Annotated in this window: 15 protein-coding genes and 1 pseudogene; 11 read left to right on the top strand and 5 right to left on the bottom strand. The window is 50.2% G+C overall.

Annotation, left to right across the window (positions count from 1 at the left end; all coding sequences use genetic code 11):
- The first annotated feature begins 38 nt into the window (after nucleotides 1–38).
- The 7 genes from BGX12_RS03600 (at nucleotide 39) to BGX12_RS03570 (ending at nucleotide 7,725) form a co-directional block, all read left to right on the top strand.
- Nucleotides 39–1,745 carry an NPCBM/NEW2 domain-containing protein gene (locus BGX12_RS03600; protein WP_233246235.1) on the top strand — a complete coding sequence of 569 codons (1,707 nt, stop codon included), beginning with the start codon at nucleotides 39–41 and terminating at the stop codon, nucleotides 1,743–1,745.
- 2 nt (nucleotides 1,746–1,747) lie between these two features.
- The gene (locus BGX12_RS03595; protein WP_109734724.1) at nucleotides 1,748–3,334 is read left to right on the top strand and encodes a glycosyltransferase family 39 protein; all 1,587 of its coding nucleotides are present in this window, start codon (nucleotides 1,748–1,750) and stop codon (nucleotides 3,332–3,334) included.
- A gap of 45 nt (nucleotides 3,335–3,379) precedes the next feature.
- Complete coding sequence (locus BGX12_RS03590) at nucleotides 3,380–4,144, top strand: tetratricopeptide repeat protein (protein WP_233246234.1); 765 nt, start codon at nucleotides 3,380–3,382, stop codon at nucleotides 4,142–4,144.
- Nucleotides 4,144–4,797 carry a hypothetical protein gene (locus BGX12_RS15445; protein WP_109734722.1) on the top strand — a complete coding sequence of 218 codons (654 nt, stop codon included), beginning with the start codon at nucleotides 4,144–4,146 and terminating at the stop codon, nucleotides 4,795–4,797. The genes BGX12_RS03590 and BGX12_RS15445 overlap by 1 nt, the downstream gene beginning before the upstream one ends.
- A 5-nt stretch (nucleotides 4,798–4,802) precedes the next feature.
- Nucleotides 4,803–5,837 (top strand): expansin-like protein, encoded by a 1,035-nt coding sequence (locus BGX12_RS03580; protein ID WP_146196232.1) that lies wholly within the window; start codon nucleotides 4,803–4,805, stop codon nucleotides 5,835–5,837.
- A gap of 63 nt (nucleotides 5,838–5,900) precedes the next feature.
- Nucleotides 5,901–7,295: a DNA methylase gene (locus BGX12_RS03575; RefSeq protein WP_109734720.1), complete on the top strand. Its 1,395-nt coding sequence runs from the start codon at nucleotides 5,901–5,903 to the stop codon at nucleotides 7,293–7,295.
- A complete protein-coding gene (locus BGX12_RS03570) occupies nucleotides 7,288–7,725 on the top strand; it encodes a hypothetical protein (protein ID WP_109734719.1) in 438 nt (145 codons plus the stop codon). The genes BGX12_RS03575 and BGX12_RS03570 overlap by 8 nt, the downstream gene beginning before the upstream one ends.
- Nucleotides 7,726–7,760: 35 nt before the next feature.
- On the opposite strand, the gene BGX12_RS03565 is transcribed toward BGX12_RS03570, so the two are convergent.
- Nucleotides 7,761–8,945, bottom strand: coding sequence for a hypothetical protein (locus BGX12_RS03565; protein ID WP_146196231.1), 1,185 nt, complete (start codon nucleotides 8,943–8,945; stop codon nucleotides 7,761–7,763).
- A gap of 44 nt (nucleotides 8,946–8,989) precedes the next feature.
- Entirely contained in the window at nucleotides 8,990–10,705 is a 1,716-nt protein-coding gene (locus BGX12_RS03560; protein ID WP_109734717.1) for a GGDEF domain-containing protein, read from the bottom strand.
- Nucleotides 10,706–10,767: 62 nt separating this feature from the next.
- On the opposite strand from BGX12_RS03560, the gene BGX12_RS03555 reads away from it, so the two are divergent.
- Nucleotides 10,768–12,807, top strand: coding sequence for a translation factor GTPase family protein (locus BGX12_RS03555; RefSeq protein ID WP_109734716.1), 2,040 nt, complete (start codon nucleotides 10,768–10,770; stop codon nucleotides 12,805–12,807).
- On the opposite strand, the gene BGX12_RS03550 is transcribed toward BGX12_RS03555, so the two are convergent.
- Complete coding sequence (locus BGX12_RS03550; RefSeq protein ID WP_109734715.1) at nucleotides 12,804–13,694, bottom strand: DUF58 domain-containing protein; 891 nt, start codon at nucleotides 13,692–13,694, stop codon at nucleotides 12,804–12,806. The genes BGX12_RS03555 and BGX12_RS03550 overlap by 4 nt on opposite strands.
- Before the next feature lie 112 nt (nucleotides 13,695–13,806).
- Between BGX12_RS03550 and BGX12_RS03545 the strand changes: the two genes are divergently transcribed.
- A complete protein-coding gene (locus BGX12_RS03545) occupies nucleotides 13,807–14,643 on the top strand; it encodes a TIGR02452 family protein (RefSeq protein ID WP_109734714.1) in 837 nt (278 codons plus the stop codon).
- 103 nt (nucleotides 14,644–14,746) lie between these two features.
- Nucleotides 14,747–15,172, top strand: coding sequence for a YkvA family protein (locus BGX12_RS03540; RefSeq protein WP_109734713.1), 426 nt, complete (start codon nucleotides 14,747–14,749; stop codon nucleotides 15,170–15,172).
- Nucleotides 15,173–15,388: 216 nt separating this feature from the next.
- Here BGX12_RS03540 and BGX12_RS16000 read toward each other — a convergent pair whose 3' ends face one another.
- A complete protein-coding gene (locus BGX12_RS16000; protein ID WP_109734712.1) occupies nucleotides 15,389–17,845 on the bottom strand; it encodes an AAA family ATPase in 2,457 nt (818 codons plus the stop codon).
- A gap of 93 nt (nucleotides 17,846–17,938) precedes the next feature.
- Here BGX12_RS16000 and BGX12_RS03530 point away from each other — a divergent pair, with 93 nt between their 5' ends.
- Nucleotides 17,939–18,784, top strand: coding sequence for a 50S ribosomal protein L11 methyltransferase (locus BGX12_RS03530; RefSeq protein WP_109734711.1), 846 nt, complete (start codon nucleotides 17,939–17,941; stop codon nucleotides 18,782–18,784).
- A gap of 488 nt (nucleotides 18,785–19,272) precedes the next feature.
- Here the strand turns inward: BGX12_RS03530 and BGX12_RS03525 are convergent.
- Nucleotides 19,273–21,156 (bottom strand): annotated as a pseudogene (locus tag BGX12_RS03525) (YgiQ family radical SAM protein); the annotation flags it as partial.
- Nucleotides 21,157–21,481 lie beyond the last annotated feature (325 nt).

The raw sequence follows: 21,481 nt of genomic DNA, 5'->3' as shown, positions 1-21,481 counted from the left end.
TTATTTTGAAAAAGTCGCAGGCTACGAAATATTTTTTGATGTGGGGCGTCATTTGCCTTCTGGCAAATCTGTTCTGTACTCAGGCGTCCGCTTTTGCGGGTGACCAAGGTTATTGGGCTAACTGGGTGAAACAGCTGGCCAACAATGGCCTTGAGCATTTTAATGGAAATTATCCGCCGCTGTATGTGTTCTGGCTCTGGGTGGTGGCGCAGATTCATAACCTGTTTAACCTCCCCATCGAGAAGGGAACTCTGCTGAAGTTCTTCTGCCTGTGGCCGGTGTATTTTGCTCATGTAGGCCTTACGGATTTTGCGAGCCGTATGGTTGCCCGCTTTAAGCTGGAAAGTCGCGACGCCCACCTGGCTCTTGCCTTTGTGGCCTTGAACCCGGCGTTGCTTTTGGATGGACCTGTGTGGGGGCAGGTGGATTTGTTCCCCTGCATGTTTGGCATTGCGGCCTTGTACTGCATTCATTTCCGAAGCAAGATCAAGTATGCCTCCATGTTCTTTGCGTTGGCATTGCTTGCCAAGTTCCAGATGATTTTACTGCTGCCTATTTTCGGAGGATTGTTCCTACGCCGTTACAAAACATCCTGGCGCGGCCTCCCTCTGATGGCAATTGCCATTGTGCTGGTATTCCTGCCGTTCCTGCTTGCGGGTAACTTGTCCGGCATGCTGACTCACGCTTATCTGGACACTACGGAACAGTATCCATACTCTACCTATAATGCTGCGAACTTGTGGATGTTCCTGGTGGGAAATACCAGCAGGGATACGTTGCCTCTGCTTGGACTTTCTGGCGATGGAATCGGTTTCCTGCTGGCACCTACCTGGCTTGGAAAAATTCTTTTCGTGATTGTTTCTGCATACGTGCTGAAATGTGCCTTCTTCGCAAAGTCCCTGCGCAGGACTTTTGAACTGGCCTCCTGGAATGCGTTTGCGTTCTTCCTGCTGTTGCCGGGCATGCACGAACGTTACCTGATTTATGCCGTGCCTTTTGTTTGCGTGTGGATGATTCTCCACATGAAAAAGGCCTGGTTGTGGTGCATCCTGATTACAGCGGTCTGTGCCATGAATATTTCCATGATCAACGGCTTCAAGGGTGCGGATCTCTGGACTTGGGTTTCCGGAATCGCGGTGGTTGGATTTGCGGCGGCTATCGTCAACAACTTTGCGCCTAAGGCGTTCCCCTTCGTTATTGAAAAGCTGAAGGCGGTACCGTTCCCGCACTTCACTCCTTACGTTGCCATGGGCGTTTTGTTGCTGCCCATTCTTGCCAGCGAAATATCCGGACTGATGCCCTTGAAGGTGGACCTGAAAGACAATCAGTTTTTCCTGACAGACTTGCGTATGGACCATTATACTCAGCAGTATGGCTCTCCCAGGATGAACCGCTCTGTAGATGGAAATACCCTGACGGTAAAGGGACAGCAGTTTGAAAAGGGCATTGGTACCCATGCCGCTTCTGAGCTGTTCTTCAAGCTTCCTGAAAATGCGGAGTCCATGGAATTCGTGGTGGCCATCGATGATGAAAGCGGTGGAGGCGGTTCCGTGAGGTTTAGCGTGGAAACTCCTAATGGAGAAACCTTGTGGCAGAGCGGTATGGTCTACGGCAATAAGGGCGCGCAAAGAGGTAGCGCCAATGTGGCTGGCCATCCTGTGATTATCCTGAAGGCTGATCCTGATGGAGACAATTCCTACGATCACGCGGACTGGCTGAATATTGTGGTGACAAAGAAGGAATAAGAATGCAGAAAGTCGTTCCCGTCCTGTTGCAAGTCGCTGGCTGGCTGAAGTGCAATCTCCGCACCCGTCCGGTTTTCTGGTTGGTGCTGGTTCTTGGCGTCTATGCCCGCTTCTATATGTTCGGCTCTGTTCCAGGCGATATCAATCAGGACGAAGCTTTCGCAGGATACAACGCCTTTACGTTGCTCCATCATGCCGCCGATTCCTATGGCTATCGCCTGCCGGTGTATCTGACTGCATGGGGCTCCGGTATGAATGCCCTGGAATCCTACTTGATGATTCCGTTTGTTGCGGTCTTTGGACTTCATGTGTGGACTATCCGGCTGCCCATGGTTTTAGTAGGCCTCCTCTCCCTGGTGGCGGTGTACTTTATGGTCCGTCGCTTTTACAATGAGAAAACTGCTGTGGGTGCCATGCTTTTGCTGGCTATTTCTCCATGGCATGTGATGCTTTCCCGCTGGGCCCTGGAATCCAACATGGCGCCTGGCTTTGTTCTGTTCGGGATGTTCTTTTTCGTGAAGGGAATGTCTAAGCCGAAGTTCCTTATTCCAGCGGCTGCATTTTATGGATTGTCCCTTTATGCCTACGCAACCATCTGGGCGGTAGTTCCCTTTATAATTCTAATGAGCGTGGCTTATGGCCTGTGGACAAAATCCATCGGCAACAATCGCTATACATGGATTTCCCTCGGGGTGCTGGCGGCTCTTGCCTTGCCCTTGCTTTTATTCCTGCTGGTGAACAAGAATGTGATTTCTGAAATTTGCCTGCCTTTCATGAGCATTCCCAAGTTGGTGTATTTCCGCGATAGTGAGATTTCCTTCGAGAAGATTCCGGAAAATTTCATGAACTTCTGGAACATTCTGAAAAATCAGTCCGATGGACTACCCTGGAACTATATGGAAGGTCACGGCCTGTTTTATTCCTTCACCTTGCCTTTTGTATTTGTGGGACTTGTGTTGAACATGTATCACGCAGTCCGTGATGTGATTGCCCGACGTGTAGGGCTTTCATTCTTCCTGATGGTCTGGCTCATTGCAGGCTTTATGATCGGGATTCTTATTAATGTGAATGTGAATCGTGTGAATCTTTTCTTTATCCCGGCCATCATGATGGCCGCCCAGGGAATCCTCTTGACCTTCAATTTTATTCACCCTAGGACCATTGTGATTCCGCTTGTGGCTTATCTGCTTTGCTTTGCAAATTTTGAAAGGGAATACTTTACCACTTATAAGGATCGCATCGGTGAACATTTTTGCGAAGGTGTGGGGGAGGCCATAGCCTTTGCCCAGTCCAAGATGCCTGCGGGAACGAAACTGTATGTGGATCCCAACGTGAATTACACTCGTGTACTTTTTTATGGCCAGGTGGATTTGAATTCCTATTTGTCCACGGTGGCTTATACCAATTTCCCCAGCGCATTCCTGTATGTCCATCGTTTTGACAAATATGAGTTTACCTTTAATGAGAATCTGGCGGATGGTCGTTCCGTATATCTTCTGGAAAATAAGGGTGATCGCCTGAATCGGATGGAACGGAAGGGTTATGGTGTGCAAAACTTTGGAAAATACATTGTGGCCTACCCCCAGTAAGTACTCTCAAAAGTTGAAATTTCATATATTGACGGGCAGAAAAGTTTGAAAGATCTGATTATGCGTTTATCGAGTTCTAAAGTTTTTGTTGTGGTGCTGATGGCGGCTATGGCCTCTTTTGCCCGCCCCATTAACGATGGGAATAAGTTGTTTGCCGCAGGCGATTATGCCGGCGCTCTTGAAAAGTATATGAAGGCCCGCGAGGCGGAGCCGGCTGAACCTATTCTGTTCTATAACATCGGTACTTGCCAATACAAGCTTGGCAATTATGAGGAAGCCAAGAAGGAATTGGAAAGTGCTGTTCGCATGCCGGATAAGAAGCTGGCTGCAAAGGCCGCCTATAATCTTGCCAATACCCATTTCCGCGTGGGAGAAAAGGCTAGTGAACCGAGTGAACGTATTGCAGCCTGGCGAGAATCCGTTGCCTATCTGAAGAAGGCGATTGATCTGAACGAGGATTTTGAAAACGCCAAGAAGAATGTGGAAATAGTCCAGCGCAAGCTGAAGGAAGAAATCGACAAGCAGAAGGAAAACAAGGACCAGAACCAGAATCAGGATAACGACCAGAAGCAGCCGCCTTTAAGCGAAAAGGCCAAGGAAGCCCTGGCTCGCGCCCTCCAACTCAGTAAGGATGGCAAGTACGAAGAAGCCAAGTCCGTTCTGGAAAATATCATTGCCGAGGACGAAACCGCAGGTCAGCTGAATTCCTATGTGCAGCGCATGGATGACGTCATCGAAATCAAGGCCGGACGTAAGCCCAAGGCAAAGATTGACGCCAGCAACACCGACAACGATCTGGAGGTAATCTAATGCTCCATAGTGTCATTCTGAACGCAGTGAAGAATCCAGTCGTTGTCGTATTCGCTTTGCTCTGTGCGGGGATGGCTTTTGCGGCTCCTAAGTCCGCTAGCGCTTATTACAGCGATGCTGCTTTCCAGTATATCGAAAACCGCTTGCCTACTGCAGAAATTACTTGTAACGAAGGCTTGCAGTATTATCCTAATGATCAGAAACTGCAAATGCTCCTGGACCGTATTAAGGAAGCCAAGGACGAGCAGAAGAACGAAAATAAGAAGAATGATCCTAACCAGGACCAGAATAACGATCAGAACCAGGATCAAAATAAAGATCAGAATCAGGACCAGAACAAGGACAATCAAGACCAGAACAAGGACCCGCAGGATCAAAATCAGCAGGACCAGAATTCTGGCGAAAGCAGTTCTAGCCAGAGCGACAATCAGAGCTCTGATTCCAATGGGGGCGCAGATCAGCAGCCACAGCCTGAGCAACCTCAGGATCAGTCCAGCGACAGTCAGGGTGATGACCAGCAGCCGGATGAAACTCCTGCCATGATGAGTCCGGAAGATGCTGCCCAGCTGCTGAAGGATTTTGACGAACAGAATGGCGAACGCAAACCCTGGAAGCCCATTCGCGGTCAGGCAAGACCTGCTAAGGATTGGTAACTCGAATGCATTTTATGCGTGGGCTAGGAATTGCTGGAATAGTGGCTGCCTTGATGGTGGGCTGCAGTTCCGATAGTACTTCTAGTGCGCCTAGTTCTGTGGATGCAGAATCCAGTTCCTCCGTAGTTGCAAAAAGTTCATCCAGTTTAACTGTAAAATCTTCCAGTTCCGAAGCGAAATCCTCCTGTTCGTCTGCGATTCCAGCAAGTTCAGCGGCGGAATTTGTCAGTTCTTCCAGCGTTGCGATTGCACCTGCAAGTTCTTCCGCGGCGGAATCTCCCGAAAGTTCCGCGAGCGAATCCGACGCCTGGTATTTTGACGATGCCGATGGCGAATGCAAGGGCTGCGACAGCTATACGGCTCAAGATCCTGTTCTTACGGAAATTGGCGGTAAGGGTTCCATTACAACCTACGGCAGCATTACGGAAAAGGAAACTAGCCTGGGTGGCGCCTGCAATTATGGCCAGACCAACATTCAGTATTATGCTGCAATCCATGTGAACGTCTCCAGCGGGGACGATAAAGGGCCCTGGAACGGGGGCCTTGCCTGCGGAGGTTGCGTTCGTGTAAAGGCGAAGACGCCTGAAGGCTGGAAACGTGTGACGGTTCGCATTACGGACCGTTGTCCCGATGAAAGCTGCGGTGTGGACTTGGGCGGCGCGCCAGCCAGCGATATCATGGGCATTACGGTGGGCCGCTATTACGGCGAATGGGAATTCGTCTCCTGCGAAGGCGTTGAAGGCGTCTGGGATGACTCCACCAGCATCTGGGTAAAGGAGGGGGCCAGCGCCTACTGGAGCGTAGTGCAAGTTCGCAACCCGAAAGATGCTGTGAAAAGCATTTCCATGAACGGTCAGGAACTTAAAATCTTCAGCGGTGCAGAAAACTTCTGGGAAGTTCCTCAGGAAATTCTGCAGTCCGGTTCCGATGTAAAAATCCAGGTGGAATACCGCAGCGGAACGCCTGATGTCTGGACATTGGCAAGCTCCGACTTGACGAAGAGCGAAGGTAATTATTATCTCTACGAATATCGGGAATAATCCCAAAATTTGATTGCAGACTCGTGGCATTGTTGTGTCAGTAGGAAATGCTATATTGTTCCTGTGGGTCGAGAAAATCGTACATTCATCGCTATTGACTTGAAGTCTTTCTTTGCCTCCGTGGAATGTGTTCTGCGGGGGCTTGACCCGCTGAAGACGAACCTTGTAGTGGCTGACGAAAGTCGTACCGAAAAGACCATTTGCCTTGCGGTGACACCCAGCTTAAAAGCCTACGGGATTCCTGGCCGTGCCCGCCTTTTTGAGGTGAACCAGAAGGTGGCTGAAGTCAAGCGTCAAACCGGCAAGGAAATCAAGTTTATCATTGCGCCGCCTCAGATGGCGAAGTACGTGGAGTTTTCCACCAAGGTCTATAATGTTTACCTGAAGTACGTGAGCCACGATGACATTCACCCCTATTCCATTGATGAATGTTTCATCGACGTGACCCGCTATTTGTCGCTTTACAAGAAGACTCCTCGGGATCTTGCAAAGACCATGATCCAGGATGTTTTTGAAACCACAGGAATTACCGCTACGGCGGGCATCGGCACCAACTTGTATCTTTGCAAGATTGCCATGGACATTATGGCAAAGCACGTAGAGCCCGATGCAGATGGTGTGCGCATCGCGGAACTGGACGAAATGAGCTACCGCAAAAACTTGTGGAGTCATCGACCTCTCACCAGCTTTTGGCAGGTGGGTCGCGGTATCGCCGAGCGTCTGGAAACTTGTCGCCTTAACGATGGCCGCGGAATCCTTACCATGGGCGACCTGGCCCGAGTCAGTATTAAGCGCCCCGATGATCTCTACAAGATGTTCGGCGTCAATGCGGAAATTTTGATTGACCACGCCTGGGGCTATGAACCTTGCACCATTGCTGAAATAAAAAAATACAAGCCGAAATCCAACAGCATTGGAAGTGGTCAAGTTCTTCAACATGCCTACGACTGGAACAAGACCCGTATTGTAGTTCGCGAAATGGTGGATACTCTTGTTATCGATTTGATTGACAAGAATCTTGTGACCAACGGAATTACGCTGCACCTGGGCTATGACCGCGAAAATATTGACAAGGGAATTTATCACGGCGAGACGGTGGTGGATGTCTATGGACGCACCCTTCCCAAGCCTGCCCACGGCACTGCAAATTTGGGACGTTACACCAGTTCCCTGACGGTCATAGCAGATGCTGTCATGAAACTCTATGACCGTATTACCAACAAGGCCCTGACTTTCAAGCGGTTGAATATTGTAGCTAACGATGTATTGGATGCAAGCTATGATCAGCCCGATATTTTTACGGATGTACAGAAAGAGGAAAAGGAAAAGAAACGCCTGAAGGCGGAAATCCTTATCAAGAAACGCTTCGGCAAGAATGCCATCATCAAGGGCATGGACCTGCAGGAAGGTGCCACTACGGTGGAACGCAACGGACAGATTGGAGGTCATCGTGCCTAGCTTTAATTACGACGACATAATCAATTTGCCGTACCCGCGAAACGACTGGAATACTTTAATCAAGCATCCCAGAATGTCCATTGAGAACCGTGCGAAGATTTTTGCCCCTTTTGCGGCCCTTCGCGGTCATAGTGATGCCATTGAGGAAACTGCTGAAAAGAGACTGACCATCCGGCAGGATGAACTGATGGAAGATTCTCGCCTGGAACTGGACGAGGTCTTGGGAACCCTCTCAGAACGATTGCAGCAGGGGGAACATCCTGTTGTAAAGGTAAGCTACTTTGTACAGGACCGTGTCCTTGCCGAAGGTGTGGGCACTTACGAGGAATTGGAAGGAACTGTTGCCAAGCTGGACGCTGTGACTCAGACAATTCAAATTGTCGATAAAATAATTTTTCTGAAGAATGTAAAAACGTTATCCCTCCTTTAGGTGGGATAACGTGTAAAGATCAAGTGAAGAAACGGTTAGGCGTCAAAGAAATCGATCAGGAACTTGCATGATTCCTCGGCTGCTTCGCATCCGCAGTGCCAGTTATGGGAAAAATCGTTCTTGTAGTCAAAGGTTGCCTTGGTTAGGTCTTCTTCGGAATCCACTAGGAAGAATATTCCTGCTCCGAATATTTCTTCGGTGTCGTGGCATCCATACTCGGTGTTGTCTTCTTGCGTCTGGAAGGTGTACATGACGGTGATGCTTTCCGAGGATACTTTTGTAACGGCGTTGATATAGCCCCAGGAATCTATAGGGGCGTAGATCAAGTAGTAGTCATCCTTTAGCGAAATACCTTCTTCCTTCAAAGTTTTAATGGTGTTGGGGAATCTTTTTTTCGCATCTTCAAGAGAAATCTTTGTGATGGGATCAAGATCTCCTTTTCGTCCCTGGACTAAACCGAGAACTTCCTTGGGCATGAGGAACGTGCTGTCGGAAGACAGTTTCTGCATCTGGGTATTGTACTGTTCTCTAGTAGCATCTCCGTTGGAGAAGGCAGGCGGGATCACAGTGGAAGATGAAATGGCTACATCTGTTGCACTGGAGGAACTTGCATTGACTGGAGGGGGGACGTCTTCTGTTTCAAGACGACCTGTTGATGAACTTGCTCCGATTCTTATGATGTTGCATCCGTAGGACATAACATCGCCAAGAACTTTCATTGTCTGCCCATTCATCCCGGCTTCGCTTGTCTTGTAAAGACAAGCGTATTCAAATTCTCCGTCATTGACAAAAAGCGTGTCCGTAAGGAGATCAGGATTTGTTGCTAAACAACTTGTTTTAGCGAATGCGGTAATCTTACTCAAGTCACCAGAAAGCTTTGATCCGGAGAACACTGTGGCTAGAGTGTCGCCCAAAATTTTTACGGCACCTTCTAGCTTTTTGGAGTCTCCGGTACATTCGCTGTACGCTCCATTCTCAGCTTCGTATGGAATGACAGAGGCGTGTCCATAGTCCATCTTTTCCGAAGGAGCGCTTGTAAAATGCATAACTTGTGACAAGTACGAAACCTTGTAAACAGGCTGCACTTCATCTACCGAGGAGGAACTTGAAATGTTTTCGTCGCTAGTTCCTTCGACGTTCACTGAATTGCTGGAGGAATCGTCGGAACATCCTGCCAGAGCCATAAGAGGCAAAAGATATTTTGCAAGGTATGTTTTCATAACAGGGCTCCTGTCTTTATGGTTTGTAATTAATAATTAATATGCTATCCCATCGCCTTGGTCACGTTCTTGGTGGCAAGTACAATCTTGTCCGGGTCGGTTTTTAGACGGTAGAAGTAGAACTGGCTATAGCTTACGTCCTTGGTATTATGGAATTCAGGAGTGGTCCTGAATAGGATGGTACATTCATCCTTTTCCATCAGCTTTTCCTTGACGTTGTCGAATTCCAGGAATGTCTGGACTCGAGCTTTGTCTTCGGGCACCACGTACTTCTGGACAAACCATTTCACAACTGCGCCGTAATCAAGCACCTTCATGGCGGTGGTAATGGATTCCAGCAGACTCAGATTCTTGTACAGCAAAAGCTTGTGGGTGGAAATTTCGATACGGCAGATCATGCTGTAGTTCTTGCTGAGCCCCTCAATAATCTGATGCTCAATAAGCAAGTCACGATGCTGTTCCAGCTTGTCGGCACGGTTACGGTCCACACTTTCCAGGATGAACAGTGCCTTGGATGGCTTGCCGTCCAGAGTTTCAATAATCTTGAAGGTGGCCTGGTGCCAACGGCCGCGAAGGTTCTTGTATTCGCAGACCAGAGTCTGGTTTTTCATGAATTCGCGGCTGAGATGTTCAATGCTAAAGAAATCCTCCACCAGTTCCTGATAGTCGGGATCCACCATGGGGATCATCTCTTCCAACATGGTGGAATATTTTTCGGCAGTAGGATAATGACCTGTCCCTGCAATGGACTTCAAAACTCGGTAGGAATTCCTAATCAAGTCAATGGTAGACATGATGGCGTAGGAATTGGAAAGTGACTGCAGGATGGCGTCAATTTCGCGCTTGTAGTTCAGTTCTGCAATGCCTCGCTTGTACTCGGGATGTTTCTCGTAGAATGTTTCCTTGCTTTCGTACATGTGGGTTTCCGCATCGCGGGCCACATCCTCGATATGCATGGGATGTTCACTCCAGGCAAATCCGATGGATGCCTGGGGTACCTCTTCCTGGTTCAAATAGGCGGCAAAGTTGTCGCTCATGAACCCTACGGTTTCCCTAGAGGAATTCTGGATGACAATGAGAAACTCATCACCGCTGATTCTGTAGATGGTGTCCTTCTGGAAGTTGTCCACCAGCTTGCGGGTAAAGCTACGGAGGAAATCGTTACCTGCAGCATGGCCGCGGGTGTCGTTTACCAGCTTAAGGCCGTTCAGGTCTGCAAAGATGACTCCAACGGAAGACTTGTTGTCGCCTGCGGCAAAGTTCCTGCACAGAGTCTGGTAGGAATAGTAGTTGTTCAGTCCTGTCAGGGTGTCGTACTTGCAGAAATGTTCCAATTCACGCTGCACTTCCATCTCGTGGACGTAGGAATCGTGAATGTCCTGGACGTAAAGCCAGACGGACTGGTTGTCCCTGGTGAAGTTTTCGTCGGGAAGGATTTCCAAAAATACCCAACGGAATACACCATCGGTCTTTCTGCGGTAACGAAGTCTAAAACGGTCGTTTTCGTTAAAGTGCTTGCGGAGGGCGTCCAGGTGCAGACGGGTTCTGTATATGTTGGCGTCCCCCTCGTAAACGTTGCCCATATCGGCAAAGTTCATGATCCACCTAGAGAAACACTTGATTTCATTCACCTGGGCCATTTCGTCAGAGCGTACCTTGACGGTTTCGTAGGTGTCGTTCGTCAGGTTAACCTTGAGAATCTTGTGGTAAGTTTTCGCAAGGACGTTAATTGCTTGAGAAATGGTGGAGGGCTGGGTCATATAACCTAATATAATGTTTTTTTACGAGTTTTACTAATTTTGTTTCATAAAGGTTGGTTAACATGGTGCAAAATTCACAACAGTCCATTCGAAATATTGCAATTCTTGCCCACGTTGACGCTGGCAAAACGACCTTGTCCGAAAGAATCCTTTTTGCGTCCGGCGAGGTCCGTCGCCCGGGGAAGGTGGAAGATGGTCTTGCCACCATGGACTACATGCCCGAGGAAAAGGAACGTGGCATTACCATCGAGAGTGGCGTTGCCCATTTCGAGTGGAAGAATACCTGGTTCAATTTTATTGATACTCCGGGCCATGTGGATTTTGGTGCCGAAGTGGATATGGCCCTGACTGCAGTGGAAGGGGCCGTCCTGGTTGTCAGTGCCGCCAGTGGTGTCGAGACCCAGACCGTGGCCGCCTTTAAAAAGCTGCGCGAGGCTGGGGTCCGTACCATTTTGTTCATAAACAAGCTGGACAATCCCGACTATTCCCTGGACGATACTCTCATCAACATTGAGGAAGTCCTGGGAGTTCGTCCCGTATTGATGACAGTGCCGGAATACAAAGACGGAAAGATGGAAGGCGTGCTGGACGTGTTGAGCAAAAGCCGTCTTGTCCATTCCGAAAATGGTCAGGAAGTGGTTGACCCGCAGGAACATTCCGATAACACCCATCGTCATTCTGAGCGTAGCGGAGAATCCAGTGACGATCTTCTCGTGAAGCATTACAGCGAAGCCGTAGAATGCGCCAGCAATTTTGATGACGAAATTCTGGAACTTGCCATGGACGGAAAGCCCGTGGCTCCCAAGATCCTTTTGCGAGGCCTGAAGGAACTGGCCAAGAGTAGCGACTACGCCCTTTGCTATGCGGGATCCGCCATGGCTGGCTTTGGTGTCCGTAGCCTTTTGACTGCACTATCCTTCTTCTTGCCGGAAGTCCCCCTGTTTAATGAAAATGAATTGGGGCAGGTGATTCGCCTGCGTCACTTCAAGGGTGTCGGTGAAATTTCCCTCTTTAGAAGCCATGTAAATCTGGAACGGAAGGCCTGGCCTGCTGGCTATGAATTTTCCCGCCTGAAGGCAAACCTGCTTTTGCCTGTGGAAGAAATCCGCGTTGGCGATATTTATGCGGTTCGCGCCCCTATGGAAACGGAACTGGGCCAAGTCATCTTGCTGGATGGTTCTCCGACATGTCATCTTGGCGATTCCCCGCGTCATCCTGAGCGGAGCGAAGGATCCAGCATCCGCGACCGCTACCAGCCCCTGCTGCAGACCCGTGTGGAATGCCTCAGTATGGATGACTACCATCATGTGGAAAAGAGCCTTGCAACTCTTTCCCGTATGGATCCTTCCTTCCGGGTGCAGCACGATGAGGATGGTGGCTTCTGGTACTTGCATACGGTGGGGGAGGTTCAGCTGGATGTTCTCCTGGCTCGTCTTAAACGTGAGTTCGGCTGCGAAGTCCAGGCGGGCAATCCGGAGGTCCGCTGGCAGGAACGCCTGAATACGGCGGTAGGTCCGGTGGAGAATTCCTTCCAGTTGGGACCGCACAAGATTTCTATCAAGCTGGCGGCTAGTCCCATCGAAAATGACGTGGTGGAAAATGCAAGCGAACTACTGCAGAATCACGATATCCGCCTGTCGGCTGAGTTTCTGGAAAAGGCTCCCCGCGAGATACTTGCGGGTGTACGGTCTGCCCTGCTGGAATCTGCTGAAATGGGCGTGCTTGGAAAGGGACCTCTTGTAGGAATCCGCTTCGAAGTTCTGGACTTTAGCTGGACGGAAGACGCCCTCCCGCCCATGATCAAGAAGGCCTGTGCTGACGCCGTGACAAAGCTGATCAAGCCTGCGCATGTGACAGTGTTTGAACCCGTCATGGAACTGTCCCTGGAATGTCCGGTGAACTTTGCCGGAAACATTACCAGCGATATTCAGTCCCGAAATGGAAAGGTGAAAGAAATTGGCGGCGATGGCCGCACTCACTTTTTGAAGGCGGATATTCCCCTGAAGGAAATTTTTGGATACGCGACGAACGTTCGTAGCATCAGCAAGGGCACCGCCCTTTATAGCTTGAAGTTGCTGGGGTATCGCCCCTTCGCAGGTTAATTGCGGGCCATTTTGGCGCGACGTCTAAAGTGTTCAATCAGCGGTGCCACTGTATCCTTGAAATCGTCGTGGGTCTCGATTCGGACGAAATCAATAGACATGCGCTGGAAAAGCTCCTTGACGGCCTTGCCCTGACGTTTTGCCTCGCGAGCGAATGCTTCGCGGAATGCCACATCCCCAGTATCGATCAGCAAGGTCTCGCCTGTTTCCGGATCTTCCAATTCTACAAGACCTGCAGGAGGCAATTCCATTTCGCGGGGGTCCACTACGGAAACCGCCAGAACGTCGTGACGCTTGCGCAGTACCTTGAAGGCGTTTTCGAAACCTTCATCCAGGAAGTCGCTCATGACAACCACCACAGCCTTTCGGTTCAGGATCTTGCCGGCGTATTCCAATGCCACCTGGGTGTTGGTGCCGTGGTGCTGGGGCTTGAAGTAAAGAATTTCACGGATGAGGCGCAGCACATGCTTGCGGCCCTTTTCGGGAGGAATGAAAAGTTCCACCTGGTCCGTGTAGATGAGCAGCCCCACCTTGTCGTTGTTCTTGATGGCAGCAAAAGCCAGAAGTGCGGTGAGGGTTGCCATCACTTCGCCCTTCATCTGCTTGCCACTACCGAACTCGGAACTGCTGGAGGCGTCCACCATGAGGAGCATGGTCATTTCACGCTCTTCGATGAACTTTTTCACATACGGAGTGCCTGTACGTGCGGTAACATTCCAGTCAATGGTTCTAACGTCGTCGCCGGGCATGTATTCGCGAACTTCACTGAATTCCATGCCGTTGCCCTTAAAGGAGCTATGGTAGGCACCGGTCATCACGGTGTCCAAGGTGCCACGGACAGAAAGTTCAATACGGCTGACAGTCTTTAAAACTTCTTTATCAAGCATTTTTGATTCTCTTTTCGTGGCTTAATATACAAAAAATCGTTTTTTAGAACTTTTTATTTGACATTTTCCGGGTAATCTCCGATAAATATAAGGAAGAAAAAGGTCAAAAACGATGAGAGATAATCTAGTTGAAATATTTGAAGACACCCTGTCTATGATTGTGGAGAACACCACCCTAAAGAAGGTTGTCGAGGTGTCCTCCAAAGGAGCGAAACTCTACCCAGAAGGCGAAGACGTTCCTGGCTTTAATGAAGCCTGTAACAAGGTCCCGGATTTAATCCAGGAAGGCGCGGTGCCCGAAGTGACTGTTACCAGTCACCGTACTTTTGAAGCCGCCAGGAAGTTGCATGGAAAATATCCTGGAAAGCGTATTGGGGTGCAGAATTTTGCTTCCGCTACCAATCCTGGTGGAGGTGTGACGGATGGGGCTGCCGCTCAGGAAGAATGCCTGTGTCGTTGTTCCACCCTCTATCCAGTCCTGAAAAGGGACGATTTTTTCCAGAACTATTATCGTTTTCATCGTAGACGCCATGACCATATCTATACGGACGCCTGTATCTATGTGCCCCATGTGGCAGTGGTAAAAAGCGATGAGCAGGAACCGAAACGCGTACCCAGCAGGGACTGGTTCGCTGTGGATGTGATTACCTGTGCCGCACCCAATTTGTGGTTTGATGCCGACGCCCTGAATGCGGAAGAACTGCTGAAAGTCCATTTAAAGCGTGGAGAGAAAATTCTCCAGGTAGCCATCGCAAACCATGTGGATGTTCTTGTTCTGGGAGCTTTTGGATGTGGTGCTTTCCGGAATGATCCGAAGATTGTTGCTGAAGCCTACCGTCAATTGATGCAAAAGTACGGAAAGTATTTTACGGCAATCGAGTTCGCTGTGTATTGCAGTCCCTATCATGGCACGGATAATTATGACGCCTTTAAGGACGCCATGACGTGATTTGAAAACCGCAGGTGTGTTGTGTTGTGACTGCGTGGGCCGTCGGGGGAGTAATCCTCCGACGGTTTTTTGTGTATATTGATGATGAAAGAAGAAGGCTCGTATGAAAAAAGAAAAGATTTACGAAGGCGAAGTCCATGACATGAAGGACATGGAACGCAACCAGCGGGAAAGAGATAGTCGTAAAAATGAGTTTTGTCGCGACTCTGCTTCGCGCAATTTGCAGAATGGAGTATCTCCCGTATGGAAGGCCTTGTCTGTACTGATTACGTTAGCCGCCCTTGCCTATGATGTGTCGCCTATCGATGCCGTTCCCGATGGAATTCCTGTATTGGGCTGGCTAGACGATTTAGGCGTTACTTTGATTGCGGCTCTCAATATGTACCAGCAATTTGCGAAGGATCAAGGTTCCCTGCTGGTAAAACTGGCGAAGTATGTGAAGTGGAGCATGGTCGCTCTAGTAATTCTTGCTGGAGTTGCTGTGGGAGGCCTGATTGCTCTGATCGTGCAACAGGTGACTCAGCTTTAATTACGCTTTTTTCCTTTAATCAAGATTCCTAAAGCGATTGTTCCCATAAGAGCCAATATTTGAAAGTATTTGCCATAATTTGAAACTCCATTTTGATGGGACGTTACATCTAAAAATAAGATAAGATTTCATTCTTTTGATGTAATAAAGAAAAGAACCCCGCAGGATTGCTCCTGCGGGGCCTTTTTGCTTTAGGAGGTTATATGGTTAAGCTTTTTAGAATCCCATGGTGCGGCCGGCGTGACTGTCCTTGTTACGCAATTCCTTGCGGAGTTCCGCTTCGATGCGTTCAGGAGTCTTGCTGCTTGCGGGGAAGTAACGCAGGCGGCCGTTGACGGCATTGAAATCACCGGGGGTGAGCATGGGCAGGTTTGCCACAGAGTCGGGGCAGAAGGTATCCGGGAAGAATACGTTCCAGATGTGGCGTACACCTTCCGGCTTCAGGTAGTCAAAGCCGAGCTTGAGGGCGAAACGTCTGGAGCTTGCCGGATCCAGGTTCTTCTCGAAGTTGGTTGCCGCGATGAAAATGCCCTTGAAGTTTTCCATCTGGGTCAACAGTTCGTTGACCTTGGAAACTTCGTGGTTCTGGAAAGCCCCGGCACGATTGTTCAGGAAGCTGTCTGCTTCGTCAAAGAACAGGATGGACTTGGTGCGATTGGCTTCCTCGAAGGCGGCGGCAATCTGGGCTTCCGTCTGGCCGACGAACATTCCCAGCAAGTCGCTTGCGCGCTTGATAATCAAGTTACGGCCCAGGCTGCGAGCCAGATGGCGGACGAATTCGGTCTTGCCGGTGCCCGGGGGACCGTACAGAAGGATGTTCAGGGAGTTGGGAGCGTCGTCTTCTTCCAGGGTGCTCCAGACCTGATCGTAATTGCGGACTACTTCCATAATTTCGCTGGTAGAACCTTCGATGTTGAGCCCTTCCAGAGAGTAGCTGGGGGCGTGACTTTCCACTTCCTTCAGGCTTCCGTTCTTGATGCCCATAAGGCGTGTGTGCGCCTTCAGGAGGCGAGCCATGGTCTTGTAGTTTTCCTGAGGGGCGGTGGCGCCACATACCTGCAACTGTTTGGCGTGCTGCAGGGCGAGAGTGAGACCTCCTGCCATGGCAGGATATTCTACCACAAGTTTCAGCTTTTCTTCTTCTGTCAGGAAGTCTGCGGCATCCTGAGTCTTAAGGACGGAATTGAGGACGCTGAGACGTTCGTCCTTTGCCAAGGGCTTGAATGCCATGGAAAAATCGAAACGACGTCGGGTGCTGTCTTCCACATACTGCATGCTGTTGGAAATCCAGATGACCGGAGTCTTCAGGGATTCGAAGAACTTGTTGAGGATTCCCTTTTCTGCTCCGTTCAGGACCAGGTCCGCTTCGTCCACCAGGATAATGCCGGGATGATTTTCACAGTGCCAGTCGGCGAGGGTGATTGCTCGGAGGCGGTACTGTAATACGGAGACGTTGCGGTTTTCGTAACGGCGTGGCATGGCAAAACGGCCGCTGGAACCGGGATCTTCATCCATGTCGATGCTGATTTCCCACAGGGGAACCTTCAGCTCCTTGGCGACGGCCTTGGCCAACTCGGTCTTTCCAGTACCCGGAACGCCGTACAGCAAAATGTTCAAGGGAATGTCGCGCTTATGGTTCTTGAGCATGGTCAGCATAAGTCTTGCGTCGGCGTTCTTGCCCTGAAGCTGCTCAAAATCTACAGTCGGGGCGGGAGCCTGCTTGAATGCCTTCATCTGAGTGCCGTCGCTGAAACCGCTGAGGAAGCGAGCCACTTCCTGAGGAATATCCAGCTGGTCGTCCACCAGGTTCAAACGCTTGAGGGAACTGTCCTTGCCCATCAAGGTGCCAAGTTCATCCAGGCTAAAACCGGTGGCGCGGGAAATGTTTGCAAGACTGTTTAAATTGGTGTCGTTATCGCGGAAGCGATGATGGCGGATAAAGCTGCGCTGGGATTCTTCTACTTCCAGGTCCGGGCTTTCGCGGAGCCACAGATAAAGAAGCAGTTCCAGCTCGTCATCCTTAAGGCGGTAGGTTTCCTTCACGCGAAGTACGCGCTTGAAGGAGGGCTCGTCATCGGGGAGGCCGGTAGAGAGCGCCTTATTAATATAGGCTATAAAGTGGTCGCTGGCGATACGCTGCAATTCCTGGTAGAGGTGGGGTGCCATATCGTCGGAGTCCGTGGTGTTGATGGCCTTGATCAGGTTGTTGGCTGCAGACTGTCGGCAACTGGGCTTAGATTCTTCGATGTAACGATTGACTGCACGGAGGAATCGGGGGCTGCAGACGTCGGAACGCATTTCCGGTTCGTCGTCTTCGTCCATAGGGACATCCATGATGTTTTCGGGCAGCGCATTGATTTCTTCTTCGTTCAGCGGCGGTACCATTTCTTCGGTTTCGTTTGCAATTGCAGCCTTAGGCTTCTTTGCACACTTTTTCTTGGGACGTGCGTAATAGCGGAATTTCTTAACCACTTCGTTGACGAAAGCCATGGTATGTTCTTCGTCCATGAGGCGGACCGCAACGTCGCGGTTGACGCATTCCGGATTCTTGATGAGAATACGAGCCCAGTATTCCAGAATCTTGAGAGACGAAAAGACCATACCGCTCTGCTGAGGCTTAACTTGAGCGTAGAGATCCAACTTCTTGGTGATGTTTTCGAAATAAGTATTCATAGCACTTATTTTATCGCTTTGAAAAATGAAAATGTCAAAGGAAAAAGGAAAAGAAATTTGAGGGGGTGCCTTTAGAGTTACTAAATTGTGGATATGCAGAAAATTGATACTTGGTATAAGGCTCAGGGCTATTGCCCCATTGAAGAATTTGAAATTGCAAGTTATTTGCTCTTTGAAGCAGGTGTTGCAACCCTCGAAGAATTGGACCCGGTAGAAGATAACCGCACGGATTTTTGTTTCTACACAGGAGATAAGGAAGAACGTGACCGCATCGTGGCTCAGTTCCCCCAGTATCATTTTACCGTGGAAGAGGAAGCCGCCAAGGATTGGGACAAGTGGTGGCGTGATCGCGCTCAGCCCGTTTCCGTAAGCCCCCGCCTTGTGGTGCGCCCCCCTTGGGTGGAATTTACACCGGAAGATTCCAAGACTGTCGTGCTGGAACTGGAAGCGAAGACTGCTTTCGGTACTGGTGAACATGACACTACCAGCAGCTGCGCCCATTTGATGGAATCCGTAGATTTCGAAGGCAAGACTGTTCTTGACATCGGAACGGGTACCGGTATCCTGGCCATGTTCGCCCGCCGCATGGGCGCTCGCCTTGCCGTGGGTACCGAAATTGACCCTCTGACCATTCCCTGCATTGCCGAAAATTTTGAACGAAATGGATTCGACGCAAGTAATTGCGTCCTGGGTTTCCTGGATTCCTTTAAGGATGGGACCAAGTTTGATGTCATTCTCTGCAATATGATTCGCAGCGAACTGTGGCCCATGCGTGATGATATCGAGGACCTGTTGGCTGAAGGCGGCAACCTGATTATTTCCGGCCAGCTCCTTACGGAAAAAGCCTACATCCTCAAGTGGTTTGAAGAGGCAGGCTTCTCTGTGGTGCTGGAACGCATCAGTGGAGAGTGGTGGAGCGTGCTTGCAAAGAACGGGTAACCGCAGCGGTGCGCTGAAAGAATCAAACAAATGAAAAAAGACCTGCGAAAATAACGCAGGCCTTTTTCTATTCTAAATGTTTATCTTCCGGGGCGGCGCCTGGAGGTGAACTGCACCGGAGAATCGTTTCTCTTGCCCTGGGAGGATCCGCGGTTGACCTGCGAATTGGAACTGCGGCGGTCATCCCTGCCGGTCATTCCGAACTCGTTTCGGAATCGGCTGTTGCGAGAATCGCCCTCACGGTGAAATGATTTGCGGTTGTCATCGCGACGATCTCCTCCCGATGTCACCCCGAACTCGTTTCGGGGTCGGCTTTCATGACGCTGTTCATGGCGTGGGGTCCAGGTCTTGTCGCCGAATTCGGCCTGACGGCGTTCCCGACGTGCGGAGTTTTCCCAGCGGCCTTTTTCGCCTGACTTCTGCGGGACAATGGAGATGGCGCTGCGCTCGGCACGCTTCTGCAAATCGCGTTCACGGAATTCCGGATTCTCTTCACGTTCCTTGCTGGGGCTGAAGTTCTTGCCCTCGGCAATGGCGCTGCGGGAGAGCAGCAGGCGGCCGATCTTGCCCAACTTCAGGCGTTCCAATGTGGCACGGATCTGGGGACGGTTCTCGGGAATGTACCAGAAGAAGAACTGTTTTTGGCTCTTCTTTTGTTCCGGAGTCTTTGCCACGTAAAGCGGTGTTCCATCCGGTTTCATTTCGGCGTAGAACATTTCCGTGGCAATCGTCATGGGGGTGGGCGTAAAGTCCTGAACCTGCTCCAGCTGGAATCCCAACTGCTTGGTTTCCAGGGCAAGTTCAGCCATGTCGGCCTCGGTACATCCCGGATGGCTACTGATGAAGTAGGGGATGATCTGTTGCTTCTTGCCAATGCGAGCGCATTCGGCGTCAAAGAATTCCTTGAACTTGTGGAACAGAGTAAAGCTGGGCTTGCGAATCAAATTCAGGACAGATTCCACCGTATGTTCGGGGGCAACCTTTAAGCGGCCGCTGACGTGGAACTCAATGAGGTCCCGGGCGTACTCTTCGTGTTCCTTGCGAATGTTTTCGTCGCAGTTTTCCTGTAGCAGCAAGTCATAACGGACGCCACTGCCAATGAACAGATGCTTCACCTTCGGATGGTTGCGGACTTCGCGATACAAGTCGATCAATTCGCGATGACTTGTATTCATGTTGTCGCAAATCTTGGGGAAGCAGCAGCTGGGGCGGGCGCACTTGGCGCAGCGATTACGGTCCTTGCCACGCATCTTGTACATGTTGGCGCTGGGGCCTCCCAGGTCCGTAATGGTGCCAGCGAAACCTTCCATGTTCACCACCTTCTCCACTTCACGCAAAATGCTTTCGCGACTGCGGCTGGCGATGAACTTTCCCTGCTGGGCGTTGATTGCGCAGAAACTGCACCCGCCGAAACATCCGCGGTGGGTGTTGATGCTGAACTTGATCATCTCGAAGGCGGGAACGTCGCCGCGTTTTTTGTAACGCGGGTGAGGAGCTCTCGCATAAGGATATTCAAAGCTTTCGTCCAGCTCGCCGTATTCCATAGGCGGATAGGCGGGGTTGATCACAACAGTCTTGTCGCCTACATCTTGTAGGATTCGACGCTGGAACATCTTGTTGCATTCGATGTCCACCTTGTTGTAACTCTGGATCTGAGTCTTCTTGCTTGCCACACATTCTTCGTGGCTGGGGAGGCGCAGGTCTTCCCAGGAGGTTCCCAGTTCCTTGTGCTTGCCGGGAGCGGGAACCTTGTCCTTGTTCACAAGAACTGCGGTCTGGGGAATATTCTTCAGGCTGGAGAAGGGAACGCCCTTCTTCAAGAGGCGTACAATTTCCTTCAGGGGCTTTTCGCCCATGCCGTACACCAAAATATCCGCTTCCGTTTCTGCCAAGATGCTGGGCTTCAGACGGTCACTCCAGTAATCGTAATGGGTGACGCGACGAAGGCTGCTTTCCAATCCGCCAATCAGAAGCGGCACATCGGGGTAAAGCATCTTGACGATCTTTGCGTAAGTGTAGGTGGCGTAATCCGGACGAAAACCTGCCTTGTTGCCTGCGGTAAAGGCGTCGTCGTGACGAAGGCGTTTGCCCGCGGTGTAGTGATTCACCATGCTGTCCATGCCACTACTGATGGCAAAGAACATGCGGGGCTTACCCAGCTTCTTAAAATCTCGTAGGTCATCGCGCCAGTTGGGCTGGGGCAAGATTGCCACACGCAGGCCTTCGTGCTCGAAAAGTCGAGCCACCACGGCGTGGCCAAAACTGGGATGGTCCACATAACAGTCCGCGCTGATTACCACAACGTCAACATAGTCCCAGCCAAGTTCGTCTAGGTCTTCTTTGCAAATCGGTAAAAAGCGCGGATCGTACATAATTTACAAGATAGAAAAAGTCGAGTGCCGCAAAAAATAAGCTTGCTTATTTTTATGGTTGAGACGTACTATCTGCACGCGTAGCGTGCCAGATAGAAAAAGTCTAACGGTCTATCCTAAGTTCCGTTGCAAATTCATCGCTTTCTGAATTTCGGCTATATGTTTTTTTTCGAACGCCGCACTCTTGGACTGTCCAAAGTCCCCAACCCGTAAAAAATCACCGAAAATAAGAGGCATCATCAACATGTGTGGAAGCATTTAGGCAGCCTTGCTAGATGATTCTCTCGATTCCGATTCCCATTCGTAGGCTATCTTTACATCTACA

This window comes from Fibrobacter sp. UWR4 (assembly GCF_003149045.1).
GTDB lineage: Bacteria > Fibrobacterota > Fibrobacteria > Fibrobacterales > Fibrobacteraceae > Fibrobacter.
The sequence above is the reverse complement of the archived record's forward strand: the minus strand, read 5'-3'. Positions and strand labels throughout refer to the sequence as shown.

What these genes read in the sequence shown, in the direction of transcription:
- BGX12_RS03600 (WP_233246235.1), top strand. Translation starts at nt 39, where the DNA reads ATGTGGGGCGTCATTTGCCTTCTGGCAAATCTGTTCTGTACTCAGGCG.
- BGX12_RS03595 (WP_109734724.1), top strand. Translation starts at nt 1,748, where the DNA reads ATGCAGAAAGTCGTTCCCGTCCTGTTGCAAGTCGCTGGCTGGCTGAAG.
- BGX12_RS15445 (WP_109734722.1), top strand. Translation starts at nt 4,144, where the DNA reads ATGCTCCATAGTGTCATTCTGAACGCAGTGAAGAATCCAGTCGTTGTC.
- BGX12_RS03580 (WP_146196232.1), top strand. Translation starts at nt 4,803, where the DNA reads ATGCATTTTATGCGTGGGCTAGGAATTGCTGGAATAGTGGCTGCCTTG.
- BGX12_RS03565 (WP_146196231.1), bottom strand. Translation starts at nt 8,945, where the DNA reads ATGAAAACATACCTTGCAAAATATCTTTTGCCTCTTATGGCTCTGGCA.
- BGX12_RS03560 (WP_109734717.1), bottom strand. Translation starts at nt 10,705, where the DNA reads ATGACCCAGCCCTCCACCATTTCTCAAGCAATTAACGTCCTTGCGAAA.
- BGX12_RS03555 (WP_109734716.1), top strand. Translation starts at nt 10,768, where the DNA reads ATGGTGCAAAATTCACAACAGTCCATTCGAAATATTGCAATTCTTGCC.
- BGX12_RS03550 (WP_109734715.1), bottom strand. Translation starts at nt 13,694, where the DNA reads ATGCTTGATAAAGAAGTTTTAAAGACTGTCAGCCGTATTGAACTTTCT.
- BGX12_RS03545 (WP_109734714.1), top strand. Translation starts at nt 13,807, where the DNA reads ATGAGAGATAATCTAGTTGAAATATTTGAAGACACCCTGTCTATGATT.
- BGX12_RS03540 (WP_109734713.1), top strand. Translation starts at nt 14,747, where the DNA reads ATGAAAAAAGAAAAGATTTACGAAGGCGAAGTCCATGACATGAAGGAC.
- BGX12_RS16000 (WP_109734712.1), bottom strand. Translation starts at nt 17,845, where the DNA reads ATGAATACTTATTTCGAAAACATCACCAAGAAGTTGGATCTCTACGCT.
- BGX12_RS03530 (WP_109734711.1), top strand. Translation starts at nt 17,939, where the DNA reads ATGCAGAAAATTGATACTTGGTATAAGGCTCAGGGCTATTGCCCCATT.